Annotated in this window: 36 protein-coding genes; 18 read left to right on the top strand and 18 right to left on the bottom strand. The window is 61.0% G+C overall.

What is annotated here, in order from left to right; translation table 11 throughout:
* Positions 1-11: 11 nt before the first annotated feature.
* The 8 genes from AX703_RS27455 (at position 12) to AX703_RS15690 (ending at position 3,913) form a co-directional block, all read left to right on the top strand.
* Entirely contained in the window at positions 12-149 is a 138-nt protein-coding gene (locus AX703_RS27455) for a DUF3768 domain-containing protein (RefSeq protein ID WP_155645944.1), read from the top strand.
* Between the two features lie 73 nt (positions 150-222).
* Positions 223-570 (top strand): hypothetical protein, encoded by a 348-nt coding sequence (locus tag AX703_RS15720; RefSeq protein WP_058456870.1) that lies wholly within the window; start codon positions 223-225, stop codon positions 568-570.
* Between the two features lie 202 nt (positions 571-772).
* Entirely contained in the window at positions 773-1,273 is a 501-nt protein-coding gene (locus tag AX703_RS15715) for a DUF736 domain-containing protein (protein WP_058456871.1), read from the top strand.
* A 184-nt stretch (positions 1,274-1,457) separates the two neighbouring features.
* The gene (locus tag AX703_RS15710) at positions 1,458-1,973 is read left to right on the top strand and encodes a hypothetical protein (RefSeq protein WP_062345365.1); all 516 of its coding nucleotides are present in this window, start codon (positions 1,458-1,460) and stop codon (positions 1,971-1,973) included.
* Positions 1,967-2,338: a hypothetical protein gene (locus AX703_RS15705; protein ID WP_022675508.1), complete on the top strand. Its 372-nt coding sequence runs from the start codon at positions 1,967-1,969 to the stop codon at positions 2,336-2,338. Before AX703_RS15710 ends, AX703_RS15705 begins: the two co-directional genes overlap by 7 nt.
* Positions 2,339-2,413: 75 nt before the next feature.
* Positions 2,414-2,716 carry a hypothetical protein gene (locus AX703_RS15700; protein WP_058456874.1) on the top strand — a complete coding sequence of 101 codons (303 nt, stop codon included), beginning with the start codon at positions 2,414-2,416 and terminating at the stop codon, positions 2,714-2,716.
* The gene (locus AX703_RS15695; protein WP_058456875.1) at positions 2,697-3,101 is read left to right on the top strand and encodes a hypothetical protein; all 405 of its coding nucleotides are present in this window, start codon (positions 2,697-2,699) and stop codon (positions 3,099-3,101) included. Before AX703_RS15700 ends, AX703_RS15695 begins: the two co-directional genes overlap by 20 nt.
* 476 nt (positions 3,102-3,577) lie before the next feature.
* Positions 3,578-3,913 (top strand): single-stranded DNA-binding protein, encoded by a 336-nt coding sequence (locus AX703_RS15690; RefSeq protein WP_058456876.1) that lies wholly within the window; start codon positions 3,578-3,580, stop codon positions 3,911-3,913.
* Positions 3,914-3,950: 37 nt separating this feature from the next.
* Here the strand turns inward: AX703_RS15690 and AX703_RS15685 are convergent, their stop codons facing one another.
* On the bottom strand, positions 3,951-4,187 hold the full coding sequence (locus tag AX703_RS15685; RefSeq protein WP_058456877.1) for a hypothetical protein: 237 nt from the start codon (positions 4,185-4,187) through the stop codon (positions 3,951-3,953).
* Positions 4,188-4,347: 160 nt separating this feature from the next.
* On the opposite strand from AX703_RS15685, the gene AX703_RS15680 reads away from it, so the two are divergent.
* Positions 4,348-4,983, top strand: a complete 636-nt coding sequence (locus AX703_RS15680; protein WP_058456878.1) for a hypothetical protein — start codon at positions 4,348-4,350, stop codon at positions 4,981-4,983.
* Between the two features lie 304 nt (positions 4,984-5,287).
* Entirely contained in the window at positions 5,288-5,428 is a 141-nt protein-coding gene (locus AX703_RS27450) for a hypothetical protein (RefSeq protein WP_156416645.1), read from the top strand.
* Between the two features lie 431 nt (positions 5,429-5,859).
* Here the strand turns inward: AX703_RS27450 and AX703_RS15670 are convergent, their stop codons facing one another.
* The gene (locus AX703_RS15670) at positions 5,860-6,345 is read right to left on the bottom strand and encodes a hypothetical protein (protein WP_058456879.1); all 486 of its coding nucleotides are present in this window, start codon (positions 6,343-6,345) and stop codon (positions 5,860-5,862) included.
* A gap of 681 nt (positions 6,346-7,026) precedes the next feature.
* Between AX703_RS15670 and AX703_RS15665 the strand changes: the two genes are divergently transcribed.
* On the top strand, positions 7,027-8,019 hold the full coding sequence (locus tag AX703_RS15665) for a DUF2493 domain-containing protein (protein ID WP_058803389.1): 993 nt from the start codon (positions 7,027-7,029) through the stop codon (positions 8,017-8,019).
* A 339-nt stretch (positions 8,020-8,358) separates the two neighbouring features.
* Positions 8,359-8,925, top strand: a complete 567-nt coding sequence (locus tag AX703_RS15660) for a hypothetical protein (protein WP_058818295.1) — start codon at positions 8,359-8,361, stop codon at positions 8,923-8,925.
* A 149-nt stretch (positions 8,926-9,074) separates the two neighbouring features.
* On the opposite strand, the gene AX703_RS27445 is transcribed toward AX703_RS15660, so the two are convergent.
* A complete protein-coding gene (locus tag AX703_RS27445) occupies positions 9,075-9,248 on the bottom strand; it encodes a hypothetical protein (RefSeq protein ID WP_156452090.1) in 174 nt (57 codons plus the stop codon).
* Between the two features lie 107 nt (positions 9,249-9,355).
* Between AX703_RS27445 and AX703_RS15655 the strand changes: the two genes are divergently transcribed.
* Positions 9,356-9,607, top strand: coding sequence for a hypothetical protein (locus tag AX703_RS15655; RefSeq protein ID WP_202408386.1), 252 nt, complete (start codon positions 9,356-9,358; stop codon positions 9,605-9,607).
* 48 nt (positions 9,608-9,655) lie between these two features.
* On the opposite strand, the gene AX703_RS15650 is transcribed toward AX703_RS15655, so the two are convergent.
* Positions 9,656-9,994: a hypothetical protein gene (locus AX703_RS15650; protein WP_152998736.1), complete on the bottom strand. Its 339-nt coding sequence runs from the start codon at positions 9,992-9,994 to the stop codon at positions 9,656-9,658.
* A gap of 437 nt (positions 9,995-10,431) precedes the next feature.
* Between AX703_RS15650 and AX703_RS15645 the strand changes: the two genes are divergently transcribed.
* Positions 10,432-10,725, top strand: a complete 294-nt coding sequence (locus AX703_RS15645) for a ribbon-helix-helix domain-containing protein (protein ID WP_058818294.1) — start codon at positions 10,432-10,434, stop codon at positions 10,723-10,725.
* Between the two features lie 98 nt (positions 10,726-10,823).
* Here the strand turns inward: AX703_RS15645 and AX703_RS15640 are convergent, their stop codons facing one another.
* The gene (locus AX703_RS15640) at positions 10,824-11,117 is read right to left on the bottom strand and encodes a ribbon-helix-helix domain-containing protein (protein ID WP_058818294.1); all 294 of its coding nucleotides are present in this window, start codon (positions 11,115-11,117) and stop codon (positions 10,824-10,826) included.
* A gap of 437 nt (positions 11,118-11,554) precedes the next feature.
* Here AX703_RS15640 and AX703_RS15635 point away from each other — a divergent pair, with 437 nt between their 5' ends.
* Positions 11,555-11,893: a hypothetical protein gene (locus tag AX703_RS15635; protein ID WP_152998736.1), complete on the top strand. Its 339-nt coding sequence runs from the start codon at positions 11,555-11,557 to the stop codon at positions 11,891-11,893.
* 48 nt (positions 11,894-11,941) lie between these two features.
* On the opposite strand, the gene AX703_RS15630 is transcribed toward AX703_RS15635, so the two are convergent.
* Positions 11,942-12,193, bottom strand: a complete 252-nt coding sequence (locus tag AX703_RS15630; RefSeq protein WP_202408386.1) for a hypothetical protein — start codon at positions 12,191-12,193, stop codon at positions 11,942-11,944.
* 107 nt (positions 12,194-12,300) lie between these two features.
* Here AX703_RS15630 and AX703_RS27440 point away from each other — a divergent pair, with 107 nt between their 5' ends.
* Entirely contained in the window at positions 12,301-12,474 is a 174-nt protein-coding gene (locus tag AX703_RS27440) for a hypothetical protein (RefSeq protein ID WP_156452090.1), read from the top strand.
* Positions 12,475-12,623: 149 nt separating this feature from the next.
* Here the strand turns inward: AX703_RS27440 and AX703_RS15625 are convergent, their stop codons facing one another.
* Both AX703_RS15625 and AX703_RS15620 read right to left on the bottom strand, forming a co-directional pair.
* Positions 12,624-13,190: a hypothetical protein gene (locus tag AX703_RS15625; RefSeq protein ID WP_058818295.1), complete on the bottom strand. Its 567-nt coding sequence runs from the start codon at positions 13,188-13,190 to the stop codon at positions 12,624-12,626.
* Positions 13,191-13,529: 339 nt separating this feature from the next.
* Positions 13,530-14,522: a DUF2493 domain-containing protein gene (locus AX703_RS15620; protein WP_058803389.1), complete on the bottom strand. Its 993-nt coding sequence runs from the start codon at positions 14,520-14,522 to the stop codon at positions 13,530-13,532.
* 681 nt (positions 14,523-15,203) lie between these two features.
* On the opposite strand from AX703_RS15620, the gene AX703_RS15615 reads away from it, so the two are divergent.
* A complete protein-coding gene (locus tag AX703_RS15615; protein ID WP_058456879.1) occupies positions 15,204-15,689 on the top strand; it encodes a hypothetical protein in 486 nt (161 codons plus the stop codon).
* Between the two features lie 431 nt (positions 15,690-16,120).
* Here AX703_RS15615 and AX703_RS27435 read toward each other — a convergent pair whose 3' ends face one another.
* Together AX703_RS27435 and AX703_RS15605 are read right to left on the bottom strand one after the other, a co-directional pair.
* Entirely contained in the window at positions 16,121-16,261 is a 141-nt protein-coding gene (locus tag AX703_RS27435) for a hypothetical protein (protein ID WP_156416645.1), read from the bottom strand.
* A gap of 304 nt (positions 16,262-16,565) precedes the next feature.
* Positions 16,566-17,201, bottom strand: coding sequence for a hypothetical protein (locus AX703_RS15605; RefSeq protein ID WP_058456878.1), 636 nt, complete (start codon positions 17,199-17,201; stop codon positions 16,566-16,568).
* A gap of 160 nt (positions 17,202-17,361) precedes the next feature.
* On the opposite strand from AX703_RS15605, the gene AX703_RS15600 reads away from it, so the two are divergent.
* A complete protein-coding gene (locus AX703_RS15600) occupies positions 17,362-17,598 on the top strand; it encodes a hypothetical protein (protein WP_058456877.1) in 237 nt (78 codons plus the stop codon).
* A 37-nt stretch (positions 17,599-17,635) separates the two neighbouring features.
* On the opposite strand, the gene AX703_RS15595 is transcribed toward AX703_RS15600, so the two are convergent.
* From AX703_RS15595 to AX703_RS27430, 8 genes are all read right to left on the bottom strand, one after another.
* Positions 17,636-17,971, bottom strand: a complete 336-nt coding sequence (locus AX703_RS15595) for a single-stranded DNA-binding protein (protein WP_058456876.1) — start codon at positions 17,969-17,971, stop codon at positions 17,636-17,638.
* A gap of 476 nt (positions 17,972-18,447) precedes the next feature.
* Positions 18,448-18,852 (bottom strand): hypothetical protein, encoded by a 405-nt coding sequence (locus tag AX703_RS15590; RefSeq protein ID WP_058456875.1) that lies wholly within the window; start codon positions 18,850-18,852, stop codon positions 18,448-18,450.
* On the bottom strand, positions 18,833-19,135 hold the full coding sequence (locus AX703_RS15585) for a hypothetical protein (protein WP_058456874.1): 303 nt from the start codon (positions 19,133-19,135) through the stop codon (positions 18,833-18,835). The genes AX703_RS15590 and AX703_RS15585 overlap by 20 nt, the downstream gene beginning before the upstream one ends.
* 75 nt (positions 19,136-19,210) lie before the next feature.
* On the bottom strand, positions 19,211-19,582 hold the full coding sequence (locus AX703_RS15580) for a hypothetical protein (protein ID WP_022675508.1): 372 nt from the start codon (positions 19,580-19,582) through the stop codon (positions 19,211-19,213).
* Positions 19,576-20,091, bottom strand: coding sequence for a hypothetical protein (locus tag AX703_RS15575; protein ID WP_062345365.1), 516 nt, complete (start codon positions 20,089-20,091; stop codon positions 19,576-19,578). Before AX703_RS15575 ends, AX703_RS15580 begins: the two co-directional genes overlap by 7 nt.
* 184 nt (positions 20,092-20,275) lie before the next feature.
* The gene (locus AX703_RS15570) at positions 20,276-20,776 is read right to left on the bottom strand and encodes a DUF736 domain-containing protein (RefSeq protein ID WP_058456871.1); all 501 of its coding nucleotides are present in this window, start codon (positions 20,774-20,776) and stop codon (positions 20,276-20,278) included.
* Between the two features lie 202 nt (positions 20,777-20,978).
* The gene (locus tag AX703_RS15565; protein WP_058456870.1) at positions 20,979-21,326 is read right to left on the bottom strand and encodes a hypothetical protein; all 348 of its coding nucleotides are present in this window, start codon (positions 21,324-21,326) and stop codon (positions 20,979-20,981) included.
* A 73-nt stretch (positions 21,327-21,399) separates the two neighbouring features.
* Complete coding sequence (locus tag AX703_RS27430) at positions 21,400-21,537, bottom strand: DUF3768 domain-containing protein (RefSeq protein WP_155645944.1); 138 nt, start codon at positions 21,535-21,537, stop codon at positions 21,400-21,402.
* Positions 21,538-21,548 lie beyond the last annotated feature (11 nt).

Below are 21,548 nucleotides of genomic sequence, written 5' to 3' on the forward strand. Positions count from 1 at the left end.
CTCCGTGGGGTTTGACGGAACAACGGCATAGCCGATCCGGCCTGCATAGGATCTATTACGACACCGAACTGGCGTTCGGGTCAGAGGATCCGGCCAATCCAGCGATGACACGGCGCGTCGTCACGCTGATGCGGCCTGCGGACTACTGATCATTGTGAGGGACAGGCATATCGCTGCGTCACCCGGCAGCCGCCCAAAACCTGATGGGGAGGTAAAAAGCGCATGAGCAGACACAAAGTACCGCTTCGTGACGGGGTTGCGGCGGCAAGTGCCTATGTTGGCTGGGACCGCCCCTTGCAGACATACTTTGCGCAGGTTCTGAGCGCGCCTGACGAGGACGGGGAGGAGACCGAACTCGTGTGGGTCGGCACTGCCTTCGGCGAGCTGCCCCGCGCGGTTGACGCAATCCGCGTACTCGAACCCTACTGCCAGATCGAGGCAAGTCTTGCCGCACAGCTAGAGATCGACAGGATGGCATGCCTCGCCACGCGCGACGGACCCAATCAGCTCGAAGCCAAGGCTTTCATGGCGCGTGTCAGCCAGATCAAGGACACCGAGCCGGAAGCTTAGGTCGGCACGGACCGCGCATGGCTCGAAGCAGGGCCGGTTCATCTCCAAACCACACATCGAGGCTCCTCAGCCCTCTGGGCTGGACAGGATGACGCGCGCCTGCGGTGGCTGGCGCACGGGCCGGGCCACGGGCCCGGAGGAGAGGGGGGATGGGAGAAGGTGTTCCGGACAAGGGGTTCGGACAGCATCAGGAGAATGTGACATGAACATCGGCACCCTCAAGGCCAACGCAGAAGGCGTTCACATCGGCCGCATCACCACCCTGACCTTCAGCGCAACGGTTGCTCTGCGGGCCTTCGAATCCAGCAATGAGCGCGCACCCAAGTTCGACCTTATGGCGCTCTCGGCGGACCGCCGCAGCTGGGTCAAGATCGGCGCGCTGTGGGAATACTCGTCGAACGAGACCGGTGAATGCTTCCTGTCGGGCCAGATCGACGATCCCAGCCTCTCGGCGCCGATCCCGGTCGCCATGTTCCAGCAGAACGACGGCAGCTTCAATGTCGCCTGGCGGCGTTCGAAGCCCAAGGCGTCGCTCGACGGCTTCGGCAGCGAGAGCGAAGGCGCCCTGCCGCCGCTCACCGCCACCGGCGACGAACCGGCCAGCGACCGCAGCGTTGACAGCGCCGCTGCCACCGGCGACGGTCTGGGCGAAAGCACCGCTCCGGCACCCAAGGGCAAGACGCGCGTGAGCGTCGACGCCTGACCGGGACAAGCCCCCCGTGACCGGTGCCGCGACCCGCGCCGGTCACATCGGGAAGGCCCGTCCGCGCATTTGTCGCGGGCGGGCCTTTTCTTTTGCCCGCTGCTGTCGGGCTTGGCAGAACTGCTGAAGGAACTCGGCCCACAAGAGGGAAGGGGGAGGTGCCGTTCGAGCAAAGGAGGCTTGAATGGCACAGACAAACTGGACTCTCGATCTTGGCGGGGCTCCGTGGAACGAAGACTGCGCGCAGATCGGCCACACCCTAAACTTCGACCTCGTGAATACTGCCGAAGCCATGCTCTACAGGGCTGCGCTGATCGCGGTAGCTGGCTTCCCGCCTGCCGGCATCACCTTGCGGATCAAGGCCAACGCCCATGACTTCGGAACCTACCGGACGGTCGAGGCGCGCATCGACGACGACCAGGACGATGGCAGCCATGCCAGCTATCTCGAGACCCTCGAGATCGGCATCGCCTTCTGGCATCAGGCCGGGTTCGCACCGCCTGAATTTAGCAAGCTGACAGCCAGCAGTCAGCTTGTGAGTTTCGTCGTGGATGCCGTCGCAAGCGCGCTGCGGATCACACGGCCGAGCAGCACCGGCGCATTCTTCCCAGCGTCCTCCGGACCGCTTCACCGGAACCTCACCGCAGCCTTTCCGGAGGCGGCGCAGCGCGCCTTTTCCGAAGCGAGCCTGCCATGCTGACCGACAGCGAGCGCTTCGCCTTCAGCGTCTGGCGGATCCATGCGTTCGCCTCGACGGGCAATGCCTACGACGCCGTGCAGACCGACGAGAGCATCGCAGCCGGTGACACCCTGCTTGTTCTCGATGAACGGGTTGTCGGTGTCGCGATGACTTGGCCTTTTGCCATCACGGCACAGCCGGGCAAGCTTCACGCGGTCTGTGCGCCTGGCGCTGGCGAAACCCTTGGGCACATTGAAAGGGCGCTCGATGTTCCAGACGGGTCAATCGCTCGAGCCTGCCGCCTCGCAAGGACACTGGGCATTGCGATTGATGCGGGCCTCGTCCCGTGGCTGTCTGAGCCGCTGGCGAGAGATGGGGACGACTAGCGCGGCGAGTGGCGCCACAGAAATCTTGCTATTTTGGCAATAATTGCTATTTTAAGGCCAAGAGGAGATACCACCATGCCAGCGACGGCGAATGAGCACCCCAGGATTCCCCTGACCCGGTTTCACAACAACACCGGCGAGTTCCTTGATCTCGCAACCAAACAGCCGGTCGTCCTCACCAGCCATGGGCGCGAGCGACATGTCATCGCAGATAGCGAATATTTCCGCCATCTTGAACAGGCAGCACGCGGTGTGATCGCCGGCCACATGAATATCGAAGCTGTCGCTTCGTCCGACATGACCGAAGCCGATCGCAAGGCTTTCGCTAATGCACGGCCTTCGGCCAGTGAACTCGCCAATGACCGCTGGGAAGACTGACCGCCCCGCCGCAGGCCATATCCTCCGATACGTCTATCTCTTCGAGGAAGAGCAGAGACGGGGCCGCGACGAAGGCGTCAAGGAACGCTTTGTCGTCGTCGTTGGTGTGGAAGGGTCACGCTACCTGGTCGCGGCGATCACGACCAAGGGCGAGGGGCGCAAGAACGCTGTCGCAATCCCCGATGAGATCGCACGCGCAGCCGGGCTCGCTCCGGGCAGCGCCATTGTCGTTTCGGAATTCAACCGGTTCACCTGGCCCGGGTTCGACATCAGACCCCTGATGAAGCAGCCCGGGTACATTGCCGGACGACTCCCACCGCGGTTCACGGCAAAGACCATCGATGCCATCGCAGCCTGGGGCGCCGCTGCCGTCGATCGCGATTGATTGCCGCAACGCAGAGACAGGCAGCCCCCTTGGAGCCATGTCTGACCCCGCATCAAGGCCAGTATGGCGGCAACTTCGGGGATCGGCACCCCAGGTAGCCAAAATCGGGTCTTCCGGACGACAGCCACAAAGAGTCTATTCGCTCCCTAAAATCGGTGAGGACGGGCGATCGATCCTGCGATCATCACCGTCGACAGCAAGCTCCTGCGAGCCGAGACGCGGCGAGGTCGATGTCCAGGCGTGCGATAAGCTCCTGTGCCAACAGCACGTCCGCCGCCCAGTGCCCCTGCCTCTCTGGTCGAGCTTAGGGCCAACCTGCAGAAATGCGAGCCGTGTTGCCCGGCAAGCCGGGCTGCCCGCACCATCTCGCTTTCTGAGGTTTCCCGCGCGCCGCAGCGCGCGGTGTCCCAGCTCTCTCGCCGAGGCTCGATAAGGGCACCGGCGGACGAGCCGTCGGCACCAAGGAGGCTCATGCAATGAACATCGTCAACCTCGTCGGCCGTCTCGCCAAGGATCCCGTTGCCCGCGACCGCAGCGACACCCGCATCACCGAACTGATCCTCGTGACCGAGCGTCCGGTCATCCGCGACGGCAAGGTCCAGAAGGATCCGGGAACCGGCTACCCGGTCAAGGATGCAGAATTCCACAAGGTCACCGTCTTCAATGGCCTCGGGCTCCCGCTGCGCCAGCACAAGGCCAAGGGTGACCAACTCGCCGTGACGGGCCGCATCCACTACTCGCGCTGGCAGGACGCCGAAGGCAATGACCGCTATGGCTGCGAGATCATCGCCGAGAACGTCGAGTTTCTCTGACCGGGAGGGGCGGCGCGCAGGCGTCGCCCGAGCCCTTTCAGGGGGGCGACAGCTGGACACCGGTGGCGTCCAGCTTGGTTCCCCGGTGACCGCAGCTGCAGCGCAAGTGCCGCGCGACGATCTCCAGCTTCATCGGGATGGATTTGGCAAAGCATCGGTCTCGCAGTTTGGCCGCCGGAACGATCACAACGCGGCGGCATGCGAGACATTCAACCTGTGCGTTGAGGCCATGGCGAACCAGATCGGCCACCGTATCGAGACGCTTGCTGCCCATAGCCACGGCAGAACATCATAAGAACATTAGTTGTCAAGCGTGCTGCGGGGTTGCGCAATCGGCCTGATCAGAAAGACCCGCAAACCGAATAACAAGACACTTTGCGCCGAAGCAAAAAAGCGCAATAATCCCGCACATTGCAGCTGAGGAGTATGACATCATGGCACTCTTTAGGGTAAATCTCGACGAACAGCTCGAGGAGCATCTGGATAACGCAGCCCAGTACCAGCGGCACGATCGATCCGAAATCGTCCGACAAGCGCTGACCGAGTATTTCAGTTCAGCTCAGAACCACGTCCACGACGACGAAGCCATCTGGGACGAATGGCGCGACTTCTCCCGAACCGTGCTCGACGCACAACAAAAGGCGATCATAGCCGCCATCCGAACCCTTCCCGATGAGGCATGGGCCTCGCGGAGCGAAACGCTCGATCGCCTAACCAAGGCCATCGAAGACGTCGAATGGGACCAGGGCATTGAGCCGATCTATGAAATCTTGAGAGAAAAGGTGATCGAAAAATCGCTCGCCTTCGCCACTAACCCCGAGATCGAACCCACCAACCGAAGCTACCCGTTCGCGCCCATCATCCGCTTCGACATTGGCTTTGCAACCGATGACCTCTACTCGGTCCGGCTGCCGCTGATCCAGGCATTCTTCCAATACTACTGGGAAGCAGGCGAAGCGGCTTTCGATGAAATACCAGCCATCTGGGAAGCTGCCAAAGCGCGCATAGATGCTGGCGAAAGGCGCCCCTCAAATGAGGAAGCTGCAGCGGCGCGACGGACCTCTGGCTAGGAAATGGTGCTCTGGCAAGCGGAGTGGTTGATGTATCATCTTCCGTACGCGCGCCTTGCATGAGGCTACCGTCATGCAAGCGGCCTTGCTTCAAACTTGGTTGCCCCCTCGCAGGATAAACAGTGGGTGGCGTCTCCCGACCTCTGGCCGGGATCGCGCTCTATTCCGCCCCGTGCGCTGCGGCCCCGTCTTCACGAAGGCTTCGCGCACCCAAGGCTTCACCGAGCCCCTGAAAGGTCTCGGTCCTTCAGGTGACGATCGCTGACGCATTTGGCCGCTGGCCACGCTTGCGCGCTGCCGCCTGATGAGCGGCGCTCTCAAGCGGCTCGGGCTGCGCCGGGGCATTGCGTTTCTGATGGCCCGCCGGCTCTCGGTTCCGCCGCTCGCGGCCGAGTTGCCGCGCGCGATTTCACGTTTCAAACTTCTTCGTTTATCAGACCTTTGAAAGGAGATGAGATATGGCCAACGTCAGTGGGTCGGAGCGCAAACGGCGCAAGAAAACGCGCGAAGAGAATTCCGTTTGCGCACGCTGCAGCATAACGCTTAGCGACGGATGTGCGGACACTCATCATGATTTTGAGCGTGGCGATAAGCGATACACGGATGAAGCTCATCGACATGCTGTGTGCAAGCCGTGCCATCGAGGCATTCATCAAGTCTTTCCGCAACAAGCCGTCCCTCTTTCCGAGGTGTTGGCCAAGGAGGCATCAGGTGAGATCAAGATTGCCAGAATCTGCTGTGCGAACTGTGCATAGACACCGCCGCCGCAGCCATCTCGGCTATTGTCGTTTCCGCGGCAAACTGCACGAAGCTGCCGGTCTGCTTCAAGTACGGCTCCTGCTCGTCACTTAATGTGGCCCGCCACTGGTATGGACCCTATCGGTCCTCCTGATCCAGACGGACCGCCTTTTCGATGAAGCCCTGTGGCTCTCTCACGAAATGCGCTGCGTCTGATTGCAGAACCGTCCTGACGACAGCTTCCCTGCTTGGCTGAATGATCGCACCCTCCGGCGTTGCAAAGACGCAGTCGAGTTGCCGCGCGACGTCGCAGACCCCGCCGACCAAAGGCAAAGAGAGATCTGCCGCGTCGAAGCGGACCTGGATTTCTTCGATGAATTCGTCATCGAAGCTCACCTGAATGTCGTCCGCAGGTTCGTCACCCCACACCCGGAGACCGGTGTACGATCGCGGCTTCTCGGGCAGCAGCATGTCGAGTTTTGCGAACAGCGCATCCGCCTTTGCGATGGGCAGTGCCAGAACAACTTCCTCGAGCTGCCCGCGGCTCATCCGTGCTGCGTGGACCCCTGCGATACGCGCCGCAGAGGCAGGGATGAGGTTGATGACGAACTGCCAGACGGCCATGGCCCGAACATAGCGTCAATGCGGGCTCCGACAATGGGCTCGTTCGCTAAGTGCCGCCCATGCGGGCAGGGCAGCGCCCCTTACCCGCGAACGCGCCTTTCCTTGCCAGGAAGGCGTTCGCGCTCGGAGCTTTCCGACCGTAATGCGTGCTGCTGCGAGCAGGCGGGTCATTCGGTATCCTCCGTCCGGTCAAGGATCGGCTCAGGCTGTCGCTGCGCTTGCCTTCACCGCCCGCGTGGCGGTGATGCCCGCTTTGCGGCATCATCCCTGACAGTCCGTCGTCTTGCGACCAGCCCCGCCAAACGGTCTCTCAAGATGGGGGGAGTTCCCGCTGTAACCCCTTCGCAGGGCCGAAGGGGCGGCCCGGTGTGGCGCTGAAGCGCCTGACCGGCCCTGCCTTCGTCTCACCTGCTCGAGGGCGGGAACGTCTCTTCCACACACACAGGAACACCTGCCGAAACCTATCGGCGGCCGCCCCTTGGTCAAGGATCGCGGTCCCCCCAATTTTCAGCAATCGCGGCTGTCTCGCTGCGCTCGCGCCACGCTTGGCAGAAAATCGGTTCCCCCACGCCCGCCATGGCGGCGGCGAGACGAGCTCGCCGTCCCTGACACGGTTCGTCCGGCCCGATGGGTTTTTGGCTGTTCCCAATGTGGGGACGATTTCAAAAATCGGAGGCTTTTATGACTTTTTTCAATTCGTTCGCAGATCTGGCTCAGGCACGGATCAATCTCGCCGATGCTCGTGAAGGGATCACGGAATCCTATGACGGAGCGTTTCTTGAACACAGCGATCTGGCAAAGCTCAACATCATCGAGGCTCCAATCGCCGCAGAGATGCCGGATCCCGACATGGCGCGCCGCGCCGTGGAGATGGCAATCGGAACGATCTTCGATGTCCTCAAGGACACGCGCATGGAGGAATTTGCGCAGCAACTCGCCTGGGGCATGGTCAACTCCTTCCACATGACCGCACGCCTGGCTGAAGGTCGCGAGGACGATGCTGCAAAGAAGCTGGGCGAAATGGCCCGCCACTTCGACCCTTCGGAGATTTACGCTGTCGAGCTCGAGGAAACACAACAGCTCTGCCAGACACTGCAAGGATGCCGCGAAGCGCTCGAGGCGATGCGCGATCATGCAGCGGACGTCTACCGGGTCGAAACCGGTCGCCCCTTCACGGCCGCACGGGGATCGCAAGTCAGCAAGAACGGGGTTACCGCAAGCCAGGTGCAGGCACGCGATTTCCTCGCCGCACGCGCCAAGGATCGCAGGGCACAATTCCAGCCCGATGGCCCGCTGGTGATCGTGTCAGGTGGCCAGAAGGATTGGCACGATTTTGCGATGATCTGGGCTATCCTCGACGACATCAAGTCGCGGATCCCGAACATGGTCCTGGGCACGACCGGCATGCGCAAGGGCGTCGACGCCATGGCCGGTGCATGGGCGCAGCAGAACGGGGTCAACACGATCCTGTTCGTCCCCGATCAGCGCCACGGCAACCGGGCTCCGTTCCTGCGCAACGAGAGCATCGTTAAGCTGAACCCTGTTGAAGCGATCATCGGTGAAGGGTCGGGCATCCAGTCCAACCTTGCACAGCGCCTCCGTCAGGCAGGCGTGCCGCTGCACATCCGCCGGATCAGTGATCAGGCGCAGGTTCGGTCGCGCAACTTTGCGTGAGCGCTCTTCGGAAGGCTCCGGCTTATCCCGGGGCCTTCCGCTCTTCTTTTGCGCAAGGGGCGGGCTCTGGGGGCATCGAACCCCCTTCGCCCGCTGACGCGAGCATCGCGATCCCCTGAGTTTATCAGGCGCGCTTGTGCCTTGGCTCGGCGCGCCTTGCCCATGCTCGATGCTTTGCATCTTGCGGGCATCGCTGCCGCACTAACTGCCACACCCGGACAATGGGTCGACCAGCCATCCTTGGGGTGAACCAGAACCACCTGGCGGCATTCTGCCACCAGCTCAGGTAGTGAGAAAGAAGAGGGGGATGGAGGAGACGAGCAGCGACAGGAGGCAAAGATGCTCGTCACATTCCGCGTCAAGGATATCGAGACAAGGCTCAATTCGAAACCGGCTCAGATATGCCCGCCAGAGCTCGCAGCACTGATGCGCAGACTGCACACCGCCAACAGCACGATCGATGCAGACCCAGGCGAATTCCTGGCCGCGCCCCTGAACTTCGAGATCAATGCCAACGCGCTTGCGATCGCCGAGTTCGCATCCTGTTTCGACCATCGCCCGGAAATGATCGCGATCGTCGAGGAAGCACAGTTTCTTGGACGAATGCTGCGGATCGAGCACCACCAATACGACGCACCGATCACGATGCGGGTGAGTGAGCACATTGCACTGGTAGGCGACATCACAATGAGCAGCGACCTTGCTGCAAAGGTGCTCACCTCGCTTGGCTACCACCGCCAAGAATCTGGCCAACTGTCCCTGCAAAAGCTTGGGACAGCGCTCGAGGATCACCGGACTTATGCGGCTTTCGCCAAGGCAGGAATCACTCCGCTCTTCGAAAGCCTCGCGTTCATCGCCGCCACCGATTGTGGAGAGCAACATCCGCTGCTCGAATGGACCTCATGACTATCCGGACAGCAGTTCACGAGCAGCCACGAACCGACTGAACTCGTCGCCATGTTTAACGCTCGATCTGCAAATTGCCTCCTGCAGGATCGAGGTGGAAAAGGGTGCCCGGCACGTTGCCGCGGTGCCCTTTTTTCATGCCCCCTGGGTCACGGCACTGCCGAACAACCACATTCCGGCACATAGCTTTCGCGAAGTCGCTGGTAACGCATGCCTCCCGCCGCAGGCACGTCCACCACCATCGCCATGAGCACCCCGCCAGCATACTGGTCAACCACTAATTTCCCGACCGAGAAGCCGTGCTGCGCCGGCTTCCGCACCATCGAAAAATTAGCGGTCAAGCCTCCGCTTCGCTCCGGTGACCAGCACACTGACGGGGCGCTGTTTCATGGCATGGCGGACGAGCCGCCGAGCGCCAGGAGGCAAGGTCATGTGCTACACAACAGAAAGCTACGAAGACGACATTTCAGTGCTTCGCCAGATCAATCCCAACATCATCGCCCTTGATGAAAAAACGCTCGAAGCTGAGCGGCGCTCCTACCACACATTCTTCGACGTCCATGTCGTCGAGACCCGGGACGGGTACATCCTCATTGAGGAGGGAGACTATGGCGAGCTGCCGATGCACCTGATCGATCAGATCGTCTACACCGCTACAGGCAAAATGGCCGATGAATTCTGACGAGACAGGGCGGTGGTCACCGCCGCCCAACTCGGCAAAAATCAGGCCTCACCCGCCGAGCTTTTCGAGAGCAGAAATCGCTACCTTTGGCTTCACTTTGACGGCTAGCTCCAGAAGGGCAATCGCCGTATCCTGACCGACCTTTTTGATGAGCCGATTCAGCTCTCGTTCTGCTTCCTCACGCTCAAGCTCTGCAAGCTTCTGCCGGCGCTCCTCCAGCTCCTTTTCCGCTGCTGCCAGGGCAGATCGTTCGCGTTCAAGTTTCGACACCATTGCGCATTCCTCCAAGCCTTGAAAGACCATGCGAAGATGCACCAATCGCAGGGTCTGTTCGAGGCATTTTTTTGCTTGCTGCTCTCGCGATACTTCATCTCGAAGCATGCCCAAATTGGACGCCCACCTTGATCGAACGTGGTGCCAATGACGTGACACAGCGGTCCACAGAGGCAGGCCAAACGTCTGTGGTCAGTTCGCGAGTCCGGCTCGCCGGCACATTCCCCCCGGAAGACCAGCTGGGCCAGTGATCCCCCTATGGCACTGAACCTAGCACAGGGCCTAAGTCCCTAATTTTATGCACACCGTACACCGCTGCGCGGTAGGCTGATGCAGCGAAGTTCTGCATATTTCACAATCAGTTAGGTAAGATTTTGCTCGAAATTCGCACGGTGCAGTCCGCTGCATACCGTCCAGTGCTCCATCATAAATATAAAAATACAGGGGCTTAGCGCTGCACCGGGCTGCATCTTCTAAGCTCTTGGCAAGGGGGCTGCAGCGTTATATACTCGGTCCTGCGATAGACGAACCACGCCTGAAAAGGTGTGGTAGTGGAAAAGAAACAGTTTCAGAGCGTCGGTGTAACGCTCAGCCCAAGGATGATCGACGTCGTCGATCAACTTGCGGCAAGCCGCGGTGTATCGCGGTCAGAAGCCATCCGCATTGCCCTTGAAGTCGGTATTCCGCTCCTGAAGGCGGGACTATCGCTCAATGCCGAGCGGGCTGTTACAATCCTCGAGCATACCCAGCTTGCGCTCTCGCTCATCGTCCAGGAGCAATATCCGGCTGATGCCGAACACCTGATCGCTCAGGCGCTCTCCAACGTGCGAGAGCATCATGGCTGAAGACATCAGGTTCAGCAAAAAAGCTGCCACTCTCACCCACGCTTCCGCGCGCGGAAGCGTGGGTGAGAGTGGCAGCTTTTTTGCTGAACCTGATGTCTTCAGCCATGATGCTCTCGCACGTTGGAGAGCGCCTGAGCGATCAGGTGTTCGGCATCAGCCGGATATTGCTCCTGGACGATGAGCGAGAGCGCAAGCTGGGTATGCTCGAGGATTGTAACAGCCCGCTCGGCATTGAGCGATAGTCCCGCCTTCAGGAGCGGAATACCGACTTCAAGGGCAATGCGGATGGCTTCTGACCGCGATACACCGCGGCTTGCCGCAAGTTGATCGACGACGTCGATCATCCTTGGGCTGAGCGTTACACCGACGCTCTGAAACTGTTTCTTTTCCACTACCACACCTTTTCAGGCGTGGTTCGTCTATCGCAGGACCGAGTATATAACGCTGCAGCCCCCTTGCCAAGAGCTTAGAAGATGCAGCCCGGTGCAGCGCTAAGCCCCTGTATTTTTATATTTATGATGGAGCACTGGACGGTATGCAGCGGACTGCACCGTGCGAATTTCGAGCAAAATCTTACCTAACTGATTGTGAAATATGCAGAACTTCGCTGCATCAGCCTACCGCGCAGCGGTGTACGGTGTGCATAAAATTAGGGACTTAGGCCCTGTGCTAGGTTCAGTGCCATAGGGGGATCACTGGCCCAGCTGGTCTTCCGGGGGGAATGTGCCGGCGAGCCGGACTCGCGAACTGACCACAGACGTTTGGCCTGCCTCTGTGGACCGCTGTGTCACGTCATTGGCACCACGTTCGATCAAGGTGGGCGTCCAATTTGGGCATGCTTCGAGATGAAGTATCGCGAGAGCAGCAAGCAAAAAAATGCCTCGAACAGACCCTGCGATTGGTGCATCTTCGCATGGTCTTTCAAGGCTTGGAGGAATGCGCAATGGTGTCGAAACTTGAACGCGAACGATCTGCCCTGGCAGCAGCGGAAAAGGAGCTGGAGGAGCGCCGGCAGAAGCTTGCAGAGCTTGAGCGTGAGGAAGCAGAACGAGAGCTGAATCGGCTCATCAAAAAGGTCGGTCAGGATACGGCGATTGCCCTTCTGGAGCTAGCCGTCAAAGTGAAGCCAAAGGTAGCGATTTCTGCTCTCGAAAAGCTCGGCGGGTGAGGCCTGATTTTTGCCGAGTTGGGCGGCGGTGACCACCGCCCTGTCTCGTCAGAATTCATCGGCCATTTTGCCTGTAGCGGTGTAGACGATCTGATCGATCAGGTGCATCGGCAGCTCGCCATAGTCTCCCTCCTCAATGAGGATGTACCCGTCCCGGGTCTCGACGACATGGACGTCGAAGAATGTGTGGTAGGAGCGCCGCTCAGCTTCGAGCGTTTTTTCATCAAGGGCGATGATGTTGGGATTGATCTGGCGAAGCACTGAAATGTCGTCTTCGTAGCTTTCTGTTGTGTAGCACATGACCTTGCCTCCTGGCGCTCGGCGGCTCGTCCGCCATGCCATGAAACAGCGCCCCGTCAGTGTGCTGGTCACCGGAGCGAAGCGGAGGCTTGACCGCTAATTTTTCGATGGTGCGGAAGCCGGCGCAGCACGGCTTCTCGGTCGGGAAATTAGTGGTTGACCAGTATGCTGGCGGGGTGCTCATGGCGATGGTGGTGGACGTGCCTGCGGCGGGAGGCATGCGTTACCAGCGACTTCGCGAAAGCTATGTGCCGGAATGTGGTTGTTCGGCAGTGCCGTGACCCAGGGGGCATGAAAAAAGGGCACCGCGGCAACGTGCCGGGCACCCTTTTCCACCTCGATCCTGCAGGAGGCAATTTGCAGATCGAGCGTTAAACATGGCGACGAGTTCAGTCGGTTCGTGGCTGCTCGTGAACTGCTGTCCGGATAGTCATGAGGTCCATTCGAGCAGCGGATGTTGCTCTCCACAATCGGTGGCGGCGATGAACGCGAGGCTTTCGAAGAGCGGAGTGATTCCTGCCTTGGCGAAAGCCGCATAAGTCCGGTGATCCTCGAGCGCTGTCCCAAGCTTTTGCAGGGACAGTTGGCCAGATTCTTGGCGGTGGTAGCCAAGCGAGGTGAGCACCTTTGCAGCAAGGTCGCTGCTCATTGTGATGTCGCCTACCAGTGCAATGTGCTCACTCACCCGCATCGTGATCGGTGCGTCGTATTGGTGGTGCTCGATCCGCAGCATTCGTCCAAGAAACTGTGCTTCCTCGACGATCGCGATCATTTCCGGGCGATGGTCGAAACAGGATGCGAACTCGGCGATCGCAAGCGCGTTGGCATTGATCTCGAAGTTCAGGGGCGCGGCCAGGAATTCGCCTGGGTCTGCATCGATCGTGCTGTTGGCGGTGTGCAGTCTGCGCATCAGTGCTGCGAGCTCTGGCGGGCATATCTGAGCCGGTTTCGAATTGAGCCTTGTCTCGATATCCTTGACGCGGAATGTGACGAGCATCTTTGCCTCCTGTCGCTGCTCGTCTCCTCCATCCCCCTCTTCTTTCTCACTACCTGAGCTGGTGGCAGAATGCCGCCAGGTGGTTCTGGTTCACCCCAAGGATGGCTGGTCGACCCATTGTCCGGGTGTGGCAGTTAGTGCGGCAGCGATGCCCGCAAGATGCAAAGCATCGAGCATGGGCAAGGCGCGCCGAGCCAAGGCACAAGCGCGCCTGATAAACTCAGGGGATCGCGATGCTCGCGTCAGCGGGCGAAGGGGGTTCGATGCCCCCAGAGCCCGCCCCTTGCGCAAAAGAAGAGCGGAAGGCCCCGGGATAAGCCGGAGCCTTCCGAAGAGCGCTCACGCAAAGTTGCGCGACCGAACCTGCGCCTGATCACTGATCCGGCGGATGTGCAGCGGCACGCCTGCCTGACGGAGGCGCTGTGCAAGGTTGGACTGGATGCCCGACCCTTCACCGATGATCGCTTCAACAGGGTTCAGCTTAACGATGCTCTCGTTGCGCAGGAACGGAGCCCGGTTGCCGTGGCGCTGATCGGGGACGAACAGGATCGTGTTGACCCCGTTCTGCTGCGCCCATGCACCGGCCATGGCGTCGACGCCCTTGCGCATGCCGGTCGTGCCCAGGACCATGTTCGGGATCCGCGACTTGATGTCGTCGAGGATAGCCCAGATCATCGCAAAATCGTGCCAATCCTTCTGGCCACCTGACACGATCACCAGCGGGCCATCGGGCTGGAATTGTGCCCTGCGATCCTTGGCGCGTGCGGCGAGGAAATCGCGTGCCTGCACCTGGCTTGCGGTAACCCCGTTCTTGCTGACTTGCGATCCCCGTGCGGCCGTGAAGGGGCGACCGGTTTCGACCCGGTAGACGTCCGCTGCATGATCGCGCATCGCCTCGAGCGCTTCGCGGCATCCTTGCAGTGTCTGGCAGAGCTGTTGTGTTTCCTCGAGCTCGACAGCGTAAATCTCCGAAGGGTCGAAGTGGCGGGCCATTTCGCCCAGCTTCTTTGCAGCATCGTCCTCGCGACCTTCAGCCAGGCGTGCGGTCATGTGGAAGGAGTTGACCATGCCCCAGGCGAGTTGCTGCGCAAATTCCTCCATGCGCGTGTCCTTGAGGACATCGAAGATCGTTCCGATTGCCATCTCCACGGCGCGGCGCGCCATGTCGGGATCCGGCATCTCTGCGGCGATTGGAGCCTCGATGATGTTGAGCTTTGCCAGATCGCTGTGTTCAAGAAACGCTCCGTCATAGGATTCCGTGATCCCTTCACGAGCATCGGCGAGATTGATCCGTGCCTGAGCCAGATCTGCGAACGAATTGAAAAAAGTCATAAAAGCCTCCGATTTTTGAAATCGTCCCCACATTGGGAACAGCCAAAAACCCATCGGGCCGGACGAACCGTGTCAGGGACGGCGAGCTCGTCTCGCCGCCGCCATGGCGGGCGTGGGGGAACCGATTTTCTGCCAAGCGTGGCGCGAGCGCAGCGAGACAGCCGCGATTGCTGAAAATTGGGGGGACCGCGATCCTTGACCAAGGGGCGGCCGCCGATAGGTTTCGGCAGGTGTTCCTGTGTGTGTGGAAGAGACGTTCCCGCCCTCGAGCAGGTGAGACGAAGGCAGGGCCGGTCAGGCGCTTCAGCGCCACACCGGGCCGCCCCTTCGGCCCTGCGAAGGGGTTACAGCGGGAACTCCCCCCATCTTGAGAGACCGTTTGGCGGGGCTGGTCGCAAGACGACGGACTGTCAGGGATGATGCCGCAAAGCGGGCATCACCGCCACGCGGGCGGTGAAGGCAAGCGCAGCGACAGCCTGAGCCGATCCTTGACCGGACGGAGGATACCGAATGACCCGCCTGCTCGCAGCAGCACGCATTACGGTCGGAAAGCTCCGAGCGCGAACGCCTTCCTGGCAAGGAAAGGCGCGTTCGCGGGTAAGGGGCGCTGCCCTGCCCGCATGGGCGGCACTTAGCGAACGAGCCCATTGTCGGAGCCCGCATTGACGCTATGTTCGGGCCATGGCCGTCTGGCAGTTCGTCATCAACCTCATCCCTGCCTCTGCGGCGCGTATCGCAGGGGTCCACGCAGCACGGATGAGCCGCGGGCAGCTCGAGGAAGTTGTTCTGGCACTGCCCATCGCAAAGGCGGATGCGCTGTTCGCAAAACTCGACATGCTGCTGCCCGAGAAGCCGCGATCGTACACCGGTCTCCGGGTGTGGGGTGACGAACCTGCGGACGACATTCAGGTGAGCTTCGATGACGAATTCATCGAAGAAATCCAGGTCCGCTTCGACGCGGCAGATCTCTCTTTGCCTTTGGTCGGCGGGGTCTGCGACGTCGCGCGGCAACTCGACTGCGTCTTTGCAACGCCGGAGGGTGCGATCATTCAGCCAAGCAGGGAAGCTGTCGTCAGGACGGTTCTGCAATCAGACGCAGCGCATTTCGTGAGAGAGCCACAGGGCTTCATCGAAAAGGCGGTCCGTCTGGATCAGGAGGACCGATAGGGTCCATACCAGTGGCGGGCCACATTAAGTGACGAGCAGGAGCCGTACTTGAAGCAGACCGGCAGCTTCGTGCAGTTTGCCGCGGAAACGACAATAGCCGAGATGGCTGCGGCGGCGGTGTCTATGCACAGTTCGCACAGCAGATTCTGGCAATCTTGATCTCACCTGATGCCTCCTTGGCCAACACCTCGGAAAGAGGGACGGCTTGTTGCGGAAAGACTTGATGAATGCCTCGATGGCACGGCTTGCACACAGCATGTCGATGAGCTTCATCCGTGTATCGCTTATCGCCACGCTCAAAATCATGATGAGTGTCCGCACATCCGTCGCTAAGCGTTATGCTGCAGCGTGCGCAAACGGAATTCTCTTCGCGCGTTTTCTTGCGCCGTTTGCGCTCCGACCCACTGACGTTGGCCATATCTCATCTCCTTTCAAAGGTCTGATAAACGAAGAAGTTTGAAACGTGAAATCGCGCGCGGCAACTCGGCCGCGAGCGGCGGAACCGAGAGCCGGCGGGCCATCAGAAACGCAATGCCCCGGCGCAGCCCGAGCCGCTTGAGAGCGCCGCTCATCAGGCGGCAGCGCGCAAGCGTGGCCAGCGGCCAAATGCGTCAGCGATCGTCACCTGAAGGACCGAGACCTTTCAGGGGCTCGGTGAAGCCTTGGGTGCGCGAAGCCTTCGTGAAGACGGGGCCGCAGCGCACGGGGCGGAATAGAGCGCGATCCCGGCCAGAGGTCGGGAGACGCCACCCACTGTTTATCCTGCGAGGGGGCAACCAAGTTTGAAGCAAGGCCGCTTGCATGACGGTAGCCTCATGCAAGGCGCGCGTACGGAAGATGATACATCAACCACTCCGCTTGCCAGAGCACCATTTCCTAGCCAGAGGTCCGTCGCGCCGCTGCAGCTTCCTCATTTGAGGGGCGCCTTTCGCCAGCATCTATGCGCGCTTTGGCAGCTTCCCAGATGGCTGGTATTTCATCGAAAGCCGCTTCGCCTGCTTCCCAGTAGTATTGGAAGAATGCCTGGATCAGCGGCAGCCGGACCGAGTAGAGGTCATCGGTTGCAAAGCCAATGTCGAAGCGGATGATGGGCGCGAACGGGTAGCTTCGGTTGGTGGGTTCGATCTCGGGGTTAGTGGCGAAGGCGAGCGATTTTTCGATCACCTTTTCTCTCAAGATTTCATAGATCGGCTCAATGCCCTGGTCCCATTCGACGTCTTCGATGGCCTTGGTTAGGCGATCGAGCGTTTCGCTCCGCGAGGCCCATGCCTCATCGGGAAGGGTTCGGATGGCGGCTATGATCGCCTTTTGTTGTGCGTCGAGCACGGTTCGGGAGAAGTCGCGCCATTCGTCCCAGATGGCTTCGTCGTCGTGGACGTGGTTCTGAGCTGAACTGAAATACTCGGTCAGCGCTTGTCGGACGATTTCGGATCGATCGTGCCGCTGGTACTGGGCTGCGTTATCCAGATGCTCCTCGAGCTGTTCGTCGAGATTTACCCTAAAGAGTGCCATGATGTCATACTCCTCAGCTGCAATGTGCGGGATTATTGCGCTTTTTTGCTTCGGCGCAAAGTGTCTTGTTATTCGGTTTGCGGGTCTTTCTGATCAGGCCGATTGCGCAACCCCGCAGCACGCTTGACAACTAATGTTCTTATGATGTTCTGCCGTGGCTATGGGCAGCAAGCGTCTCGATACGGTGGCCGATCTGGTTCGCCATGGCCTCAACGCACAGGTTGAATGTCTCGCATGCCGCCGCGTTGTGATCGTTCCGGCGGCCAAACTGCGAGACCGATGCTTTGCCAAATCCATCCCGATGAAGCTGGAGATCGTCGCGCGGCACTTGCGCTGCAGCTGCGGTCACCGGGGAACCAAGCTGGACGCCACCGGTGTCCAGCTGTCGCCCCCCTGAAAGGGCTCGGGCGACGCCTGCGCGCCGCCCCTCCCGGTCAGAGAAACTCGACGTTCTCGGCGATGATCTCGCAGCCATAGCGGTCATTGCCTTCGGCGTCCTGCCAGCGCGAGTAGTGGATGCGGCCCGTCACGGCGAGTTGGTCACCCTTGGCCTTGTGCTGGCGCAGCGGGAGCCCGAGGCCATTGAAGACGGTGACCTTGTGGAATTCTGCATCCTTGACCGGGTAGCCGGTTCCCGGATCCTTCTGGACCTTGCCGTCGCGGATGACCGGACGCTCGGTCACGAGGATCAGTTCGGTGATGCGGGTGTCGCTGCGGTCGCGGGCAACGGGATCCTTGGCGAGACGGCCGACGAGGTTGACGATGTTCATTGCATGAGCCTCCTTGGTGCCGACGGCTCGTCCGCCGGTGCCCTTATCGAGCCTCGGCGAGAGAGCTGGGACACCGCGCGCTGCGGCGCGCGGGAAACCTCAGAAAGCGAGATGGTGCGGGCAGCCCGGCTTGCCGGGCAACACGGCTCGCATTTCTGCAGGTTGGCCCTAAGCTCGACCAGAGAGGCAGGGGCACTGGGCGGCGGACGTGCTGTTGGCACAGGAGCTTATCGCACGCCTGGACATCGACCTCGCCGCGTCTCGGCTCGCAGGAGCTTGCTGTCGACGGTGATGATCGCAGGATCGATCGCCCGTCCTCACCGATTTTAGGGAGCGAATAGACTCTTTGTGGCTGTCGTCCGGAAGACCCGATTTTGGCTACCTGGGGTGCCGATCCCCGAAGTTGCCGCCATACTGGCCTTGATGCGGGGTCAGACATGGCTCCAAGGGGGCTGCCTGTCTCTGCGTTGCGGCAATCAATCGCGATCGACGGCAGCGGCGCCCCAGGCTGCGATGGCATCGATGGTCTTTGCCGTGAACCGCGGTGGGAGTCGTCCGGCAATGTACCCGGGCTGCTTCATCAGGGGTCTGATGTCGAACCCGGGCCAGGTGAACCGGTTGAATTCCGAAACGACAATGGCGCTGCCCGGAGCGAGCCCGGCTGCGCGTGCGATCTCATCGGGGATTGCGACAGCGTTCTTGCGCCCCTCGCCCTTGGTCGTGATCGCCGCGACCAGGTAGCGTGACCCTTCCACACCAACGACGACGACAAAGCGTTCCTTGACGCCTTCGTCGCGGCCCCGTCTCTGCTCTTCCTCGAAGAGATAGACGTATCGGAGGATATGGCCTGCGGCGGGGCGGTCAGTCTTCCCAGCGGTCATTGGCGAGTTCACTGGCCGAAGGCCGTGCATTAGCGAAAGCCTTGCGATCGGCTTCGGTCATGTCGGACGAAGCGACAGCTTCGATATTCATGTGGCCGGCGATCACACCGCGTGCTGCCTGTTCAAGATGGCGGAAATATTCGCTATCTGCGATGACATGTCGCTCGCGCCCATGGCTGGTGAGGACGACCGGCTGTTTGGTTGCGAGATCAAGGAACTCGCCGGTGTTGTTGTGAAACCGGGTCAGGGGAATCCTGGGGTGCTCATTCGCCGTCGCTGGCATGGTGGTATCTCCTCTTGGCCTTAAAATAGCAATTATTGCCAAAATAGCAAGATTTCTGTGGCGCCACTCGCCGCGCTAGTCGTCCCCATCTCTCGCCAGCGGCTCAGACAGCCACGGGACGAGGCCCGCATCAATCGCAATGCCCAGTGTCCTTGCGAGGCGGCAGGCTCGAGCGATTGACCCGTCTGGAACATCGAGCGCCCTTTCAATGTGCCCAAGGGTTTCGCCAGCGCCAGGCGCACAGACCGCGTGAAGCTTGCCCGGCTGTGCCGTGATGGCAAAAGGCCAAGTCATCGCGACACCGACAACCCGTTCATCGAGAACAAGCAGGGTGTCACCGGCTGCGATGCTCTCGTCGGTCTGCACGGCGTCGTAGGCATTGCCCGTCGAGGCGAACGCATGGATCCGCCAGACGCTGAAGGCGAAGCGCTCGCTGTCGGTCAGCATGGCAGGCTCGCTTCGGAAAAGGCGCGCTGCGCCGCCTCCGGAAAGGCTGCGGTGAGGTTCCGGTGAAGCGGTCCGGAGGACGCTGGGAAGAATGCGCCGGTGCTGCTCGGCCGTGTGATCCGCAGCGCGCTTGCGACGGCATCCACGACGAAACTCACAAGCTGACTGCTGGCTGTCAGCTTGCTAAATTCAGGCGGTGCGAACCCGGCCTGATGCCAGAAGGCGATGCCGATCTCGAGGGTCTCGAGATAGCTGGCATGGCTGCCATCGTCCTGGTCGTCGTCGATGCGCGCCTCGACCGTCCGGTAGGTTCCGAAGTCATGGGCGTTGGCCTTGATCCGCAAGGTGATGCCGGCAGGCGGGAAGCCAGCTACCGCGATCAGCGCAGCCCTGTAGAGCATGGCTTCGGCAGTATTCACGAGGTCGAAGTTTAGGGTGTGGCCGATCTGCGCGCAGTCTTCGTTCCACGGAGCCCCGCCAAGATCGAGAGTCCAGTTTGTCTGTGCCATTCAAGCCTCCTTTGCTCGAACGGCACCTCCCCCTTCCCTCTTGTGGGCCGAGTTCCTTCAGCAGTTCTGCCAAGCCCGACAGCAGCGGGCAAAAGAAAAGGCCCGCCCGCGACAAATGCGCGGACGGGCCTTCCCGATGTGACCGGCGCGGGTCGCGGCACCGGTCACGGGGGGCTTGTCCCGGTCAGGCGTCGACGCTCACGCGCGTCTTGCCCTTGGGTGCCGGAGCGGTGCTTTCGCCCAGACCGTCGCCGGTGGCAGCGGCGCTGTCAACGCTGCGGTCGCTGGCCGGTTCGTCGCCGGTGGCGGTGAGCGGCGGCAGGGCGCCTTCGCTCTCGCTGCCGAAGCCGTCGAGCGACGCCTTGGGCTTCGAACGCCGCCAGGCGACATTGAAGCTGCCGTCGTTCTGCTGGAACATGGCGACCGGGATCGGCGCCGAGAGGCTGGGATCGTCGATCTGGCCCGACAGGAAGCATTCACCGGTCTCGTTCGACGAGTATTCCCACAGCGCGCCGATCTTGACCCAGCTGCGGCGGTCCGCCGAGAGCGCCATAAGGTCGAACTTGGGTGCGCGCTCATTGCTGGATTCGAAGGCCCGCAGAGCAACCGTTGCGCTGAAGGTCAGGGTGGTGATGCGGCCGATGTGAACGCCTTCTGCGTTGGCCTTGAGGGTGCCGATGTTCATGTCACATTCTCCTGATGCTGTCCGAACCCCTTGTCCGGAACACCTTCTCCCATCCCCCCTCTCCTCCGGGCCCGTGGCCCGGCCCGTGCGCCAGCCACCGCAGGCGCGCGTCATCCTGTCCAGCCCAGAGGGCTGAGGAGCCTCGATGTGTGGTTTGGAGATGAACCGGCCCTGCTTCGAGCCATGCGCGGTCCGTGCCGACCTAAGCTTCCGGCTCGGTGTCCTTGATCTGGCTGACACGCGCCATGAAAGCCTTGGCTTCGAGCTGATTGGGTCCGTCGCGCGTGGCGAGGCATGCCATCCTGTCGATCTCTAGCTGTGCGGCAAGACTTGCCTCGATCTGGCAGTAGGGTTCGAGTACGCGGATTGCGTCAACCGCGCGGGGCAGCTCGCCGAAGGCAGTGCCGACCCACACGAGTTCGGTCTCCTCCCCGTCCTCGTCAGGCGCGCTCAGAACCTGCGCAAAGTATGTCTGCAAGGGGCGGTCCCAGCCAACATAGGCACTTGCCGCCGCAACCCCGTCACGAAGCGGTACTTTGTGTCTGCTCATGCGCTTTTTACCTCCCCATCAGGTTTTGGGCGGCTGCCGGGTGACGCAGCGATATGCCTGTCCCTCACAATGATCAGTAGTCCGCAGGCCGCATCAGCGTGACGACGCGCCGTGTCATCGCTGGATTGGCCGGATCCTCTGACCCGAACGCCAGTTCGGTGTCGTAATAGATCCTATGCAGGCCGGATCGGCTATGCCGTTGTTCCGTCAAACCCCACGGAG

This window comes from Novosphingobium sp. CCH12-A3 (genome assembly GCF_001556015.1).
Taxonomy (GTDB): domain Bacteria; phylum Pseudomonadota; class Alphaproteobacteria; order Sphingomonadales; family Sphingomonadaceae; genus Novosphingobium; species Novosphingobium subterraneum.

Excerpts from the sequence above, each read along its gene's own strand:
- AX703_RS15710 (WP_062345365.1), top strand. The coding sequence starts at position 1,458 with ATGGCACAGACAAACTGGACTCTCGATCTTGGCGGGGCTCCGTGGAAC.
- AX703_RS15590 (WP_058456875.1), bottom strand. The coding sequence starts at position 18,852 with ATGACCGCTGGGAAGACTGACCGCCCCGCCGCAGGCCATATCCTCCGA.
- AX703_RS15695 (WP_058456875.1), top strand. The coding sequence starts at position 2,697 with ATGACCGCTGGGAAGACTGACCGCCCCGCCGCAGGCCATATCCTCCGA.
- AX703_RS15660 (WP_058818295.1), top strand. The coding sequence starts at position 8,359 with ATGCTCGTCACATTCCGCGTCAAGGATATCGAGACAAGGCTCAATTCG.
- AX703_RS15570 (WP_058456871.1), bottom strand. The coding sequence starts at position 20,776 with ATGAACATCGGCACCCTCAAGGCCAACGCAGAAGGCGTTCACATCGGC.
- AX703_RS27435 (WP_156416645.1), bottom strand. The coding sequence starts at position 16,261 with ATGAGCGGCGCTCTCAAGCGGCTCGGGCTGCGCCGGGGCATTGCGTTT.
- AX703_RS15705 (WP_022675508.1), top strand. The coding sequence starts at position 1,967 with ATGCTGACCGACAGCGAGCGCTTCGCCTTCAGCGTCTGGCGGATCCAT.
- AX703_RS15625 (WP_058818295.1), bottom strand. The coding sequence starts at position 13,190 with ATGCTCGTCACATTCCGCGTCAAGGATATCGAGACAAGGCTCAATTCG.
- AX703_RS15620 (WP_058803389.1), bottom strand. The coding sequence starts at position 14,522 with ATGACTTTTTTCAATTCGTTCGCAGATCTGGCTCAGGCACGGATCAAT.
- AX703_RS15680 (WP_058456878.1), top strand. The coding sequence starts at position 4,348 with ATGGCACTCTTTAGGGTAAATCTCGACGAACAGCTCGAGGAGCATCTG.
- AX703_RS15670 (WP_058456879.1), bottom strand. The coding sequence starts at position 6,345 with ATGGCCGTCTGGCAGTTCGTCATCAACCTCATCCCTGCCTCTGCGGCG.
- AX703_RS15700 (WP_058456874.1), top strand. The coding sequence starts at position 2,414 with ATGCCAGCGACGGCGAATGAGCACCCCAGGATTCCCCTGACCCGGTTT.
- AX703_RS15605 (WP_058456878.1), bottom strand. The coding sequence starts at position 17,201 with ATGGCACTCTTTAGGGTAAATCTCGACGAACAGCTCGAGGAGCATCTG.
- AX703_RS15565 (WP_058456870.1), bottom strand. The coding sequence starts at position 21,326 with ATGAGCAGACACAAAGTACCGCTTCGTGACGGGGTTGCGGCGGCAAGT.
- AX703_RS15615 (WP_058456879.1), top strand. The coding sequence starts at position 15,204 with ATGGCCGTCTGGCAGTTCGTCATCAACCTCATCCCTGCCTCTGCGGCG.
- AX703_RS15630 (WP_202408386.1), bottom strand. The coding sequence starts at position 12,193 with ATGTGCTACACAACAGAAAGCTACGAAGACGACATTTCAGTGCTTCGC.
- AX703_RS27445 (WP_156452090.1), bottom strand. The coding sequence starts at position 9,248 with ATGGTGCGGAAGCCGGCGCAGCACGGCTTCTCGGTCGGGAAATTAGTG.
- AX703_RS15690 (WP_058456876.1), top strand. The coding sequence starts at position 3,578 with ATGAACATCGTCAACCTCGTCGGCCGTCTCGCCAAGGATCCCGTTGCC.
- AX703_RS15715 (WP_058456871.1), top strand. The coding sequence starts at position 773 with ATGAACATCGGCACCCTCAAGGCCAACGCAGAAGGCGTTCACATCGGC.
- AX703_RS27450 (WP_156416645.1), top strand. The coding sequence starts at position 5,288 with ATGAGCGGCGCTCTCAAGCGGCTCGGGCTGCGCCGGGGCATTGCGTTT.
- AX703_RS15685 (WP_058456877.1), bottom strand. The coding sequence starts at position 4,187 with ATGGGCAGCAAGCGTCTCGATACGGTGGCCGATCTGGTTCGCCATGGC.
- AX703_RS15655 (WP_202408386.1), top strand. The coding sequence starts at position 9,356 with ATGTGCTACACAACAGAAAGCTACGAAGACGACATTTCAGTGCTTCGC.
- AX703_RS15600 (WP_058456877.1), top strand. The coding sequence starts at position 17,362 with ATGGGCAGCAAGCGTCTCGATACGGTGGCCGATCTGGTTCGCCATGGC.
- AX703_RS15665 (WP_058803389.1), top strand. The coding sequence starts at position 7,027 with ATGACTTTTTTCAATTCGTTCGCAGATCTGGCTCAGGCACGGATCAAT.
- AX703_RS15595 (WP_058456876.1), bottom strand. The coding sequence starts at position 17,971 with ATGAACATCGTCAACCTCGTCGGCCGTCTCGCCAAGGATCCCGTTGCC.
- AX703_RS15585 (WP_058456874.1), bottom strand. The coding sequence starts at position 19,135 with ATGCCAGCGACGGCGAATGAGCACCCCAGGATTCCCCTGACCCGGTTT.
- AX703_RS15580 (WP_022675508.1), bottom strand. The coding sequence starts at position 19,582 with ATGCTGACCGACAGCGAGCGCTTCGCCTTCAGCGTCTGGCGGATCCAT.
- AX703_RS15720 (WP_058456870.1), top strand. The coding sequence starts at position 223 with ATGAGCAGACACAAAGTACCGCTTCGTGACGGGGTTGCGGCGGCAAGT.
- AX703_RS15575 (WP_062345365.1), bottom strand. The coding sequence starts at position 20,091 with ATGGCACAGACAAACTGGACTCTCGATCTTGGCGGGGCTCCGTGGAAC.
- AX703_RS27440 (WP_156452090.1), top strand. The coding sequence starts at position 12,301 with ATGGTGCGGAAGCCGGCGCAGCACGGCTTCTCGGTCGGGAAATTAGTG.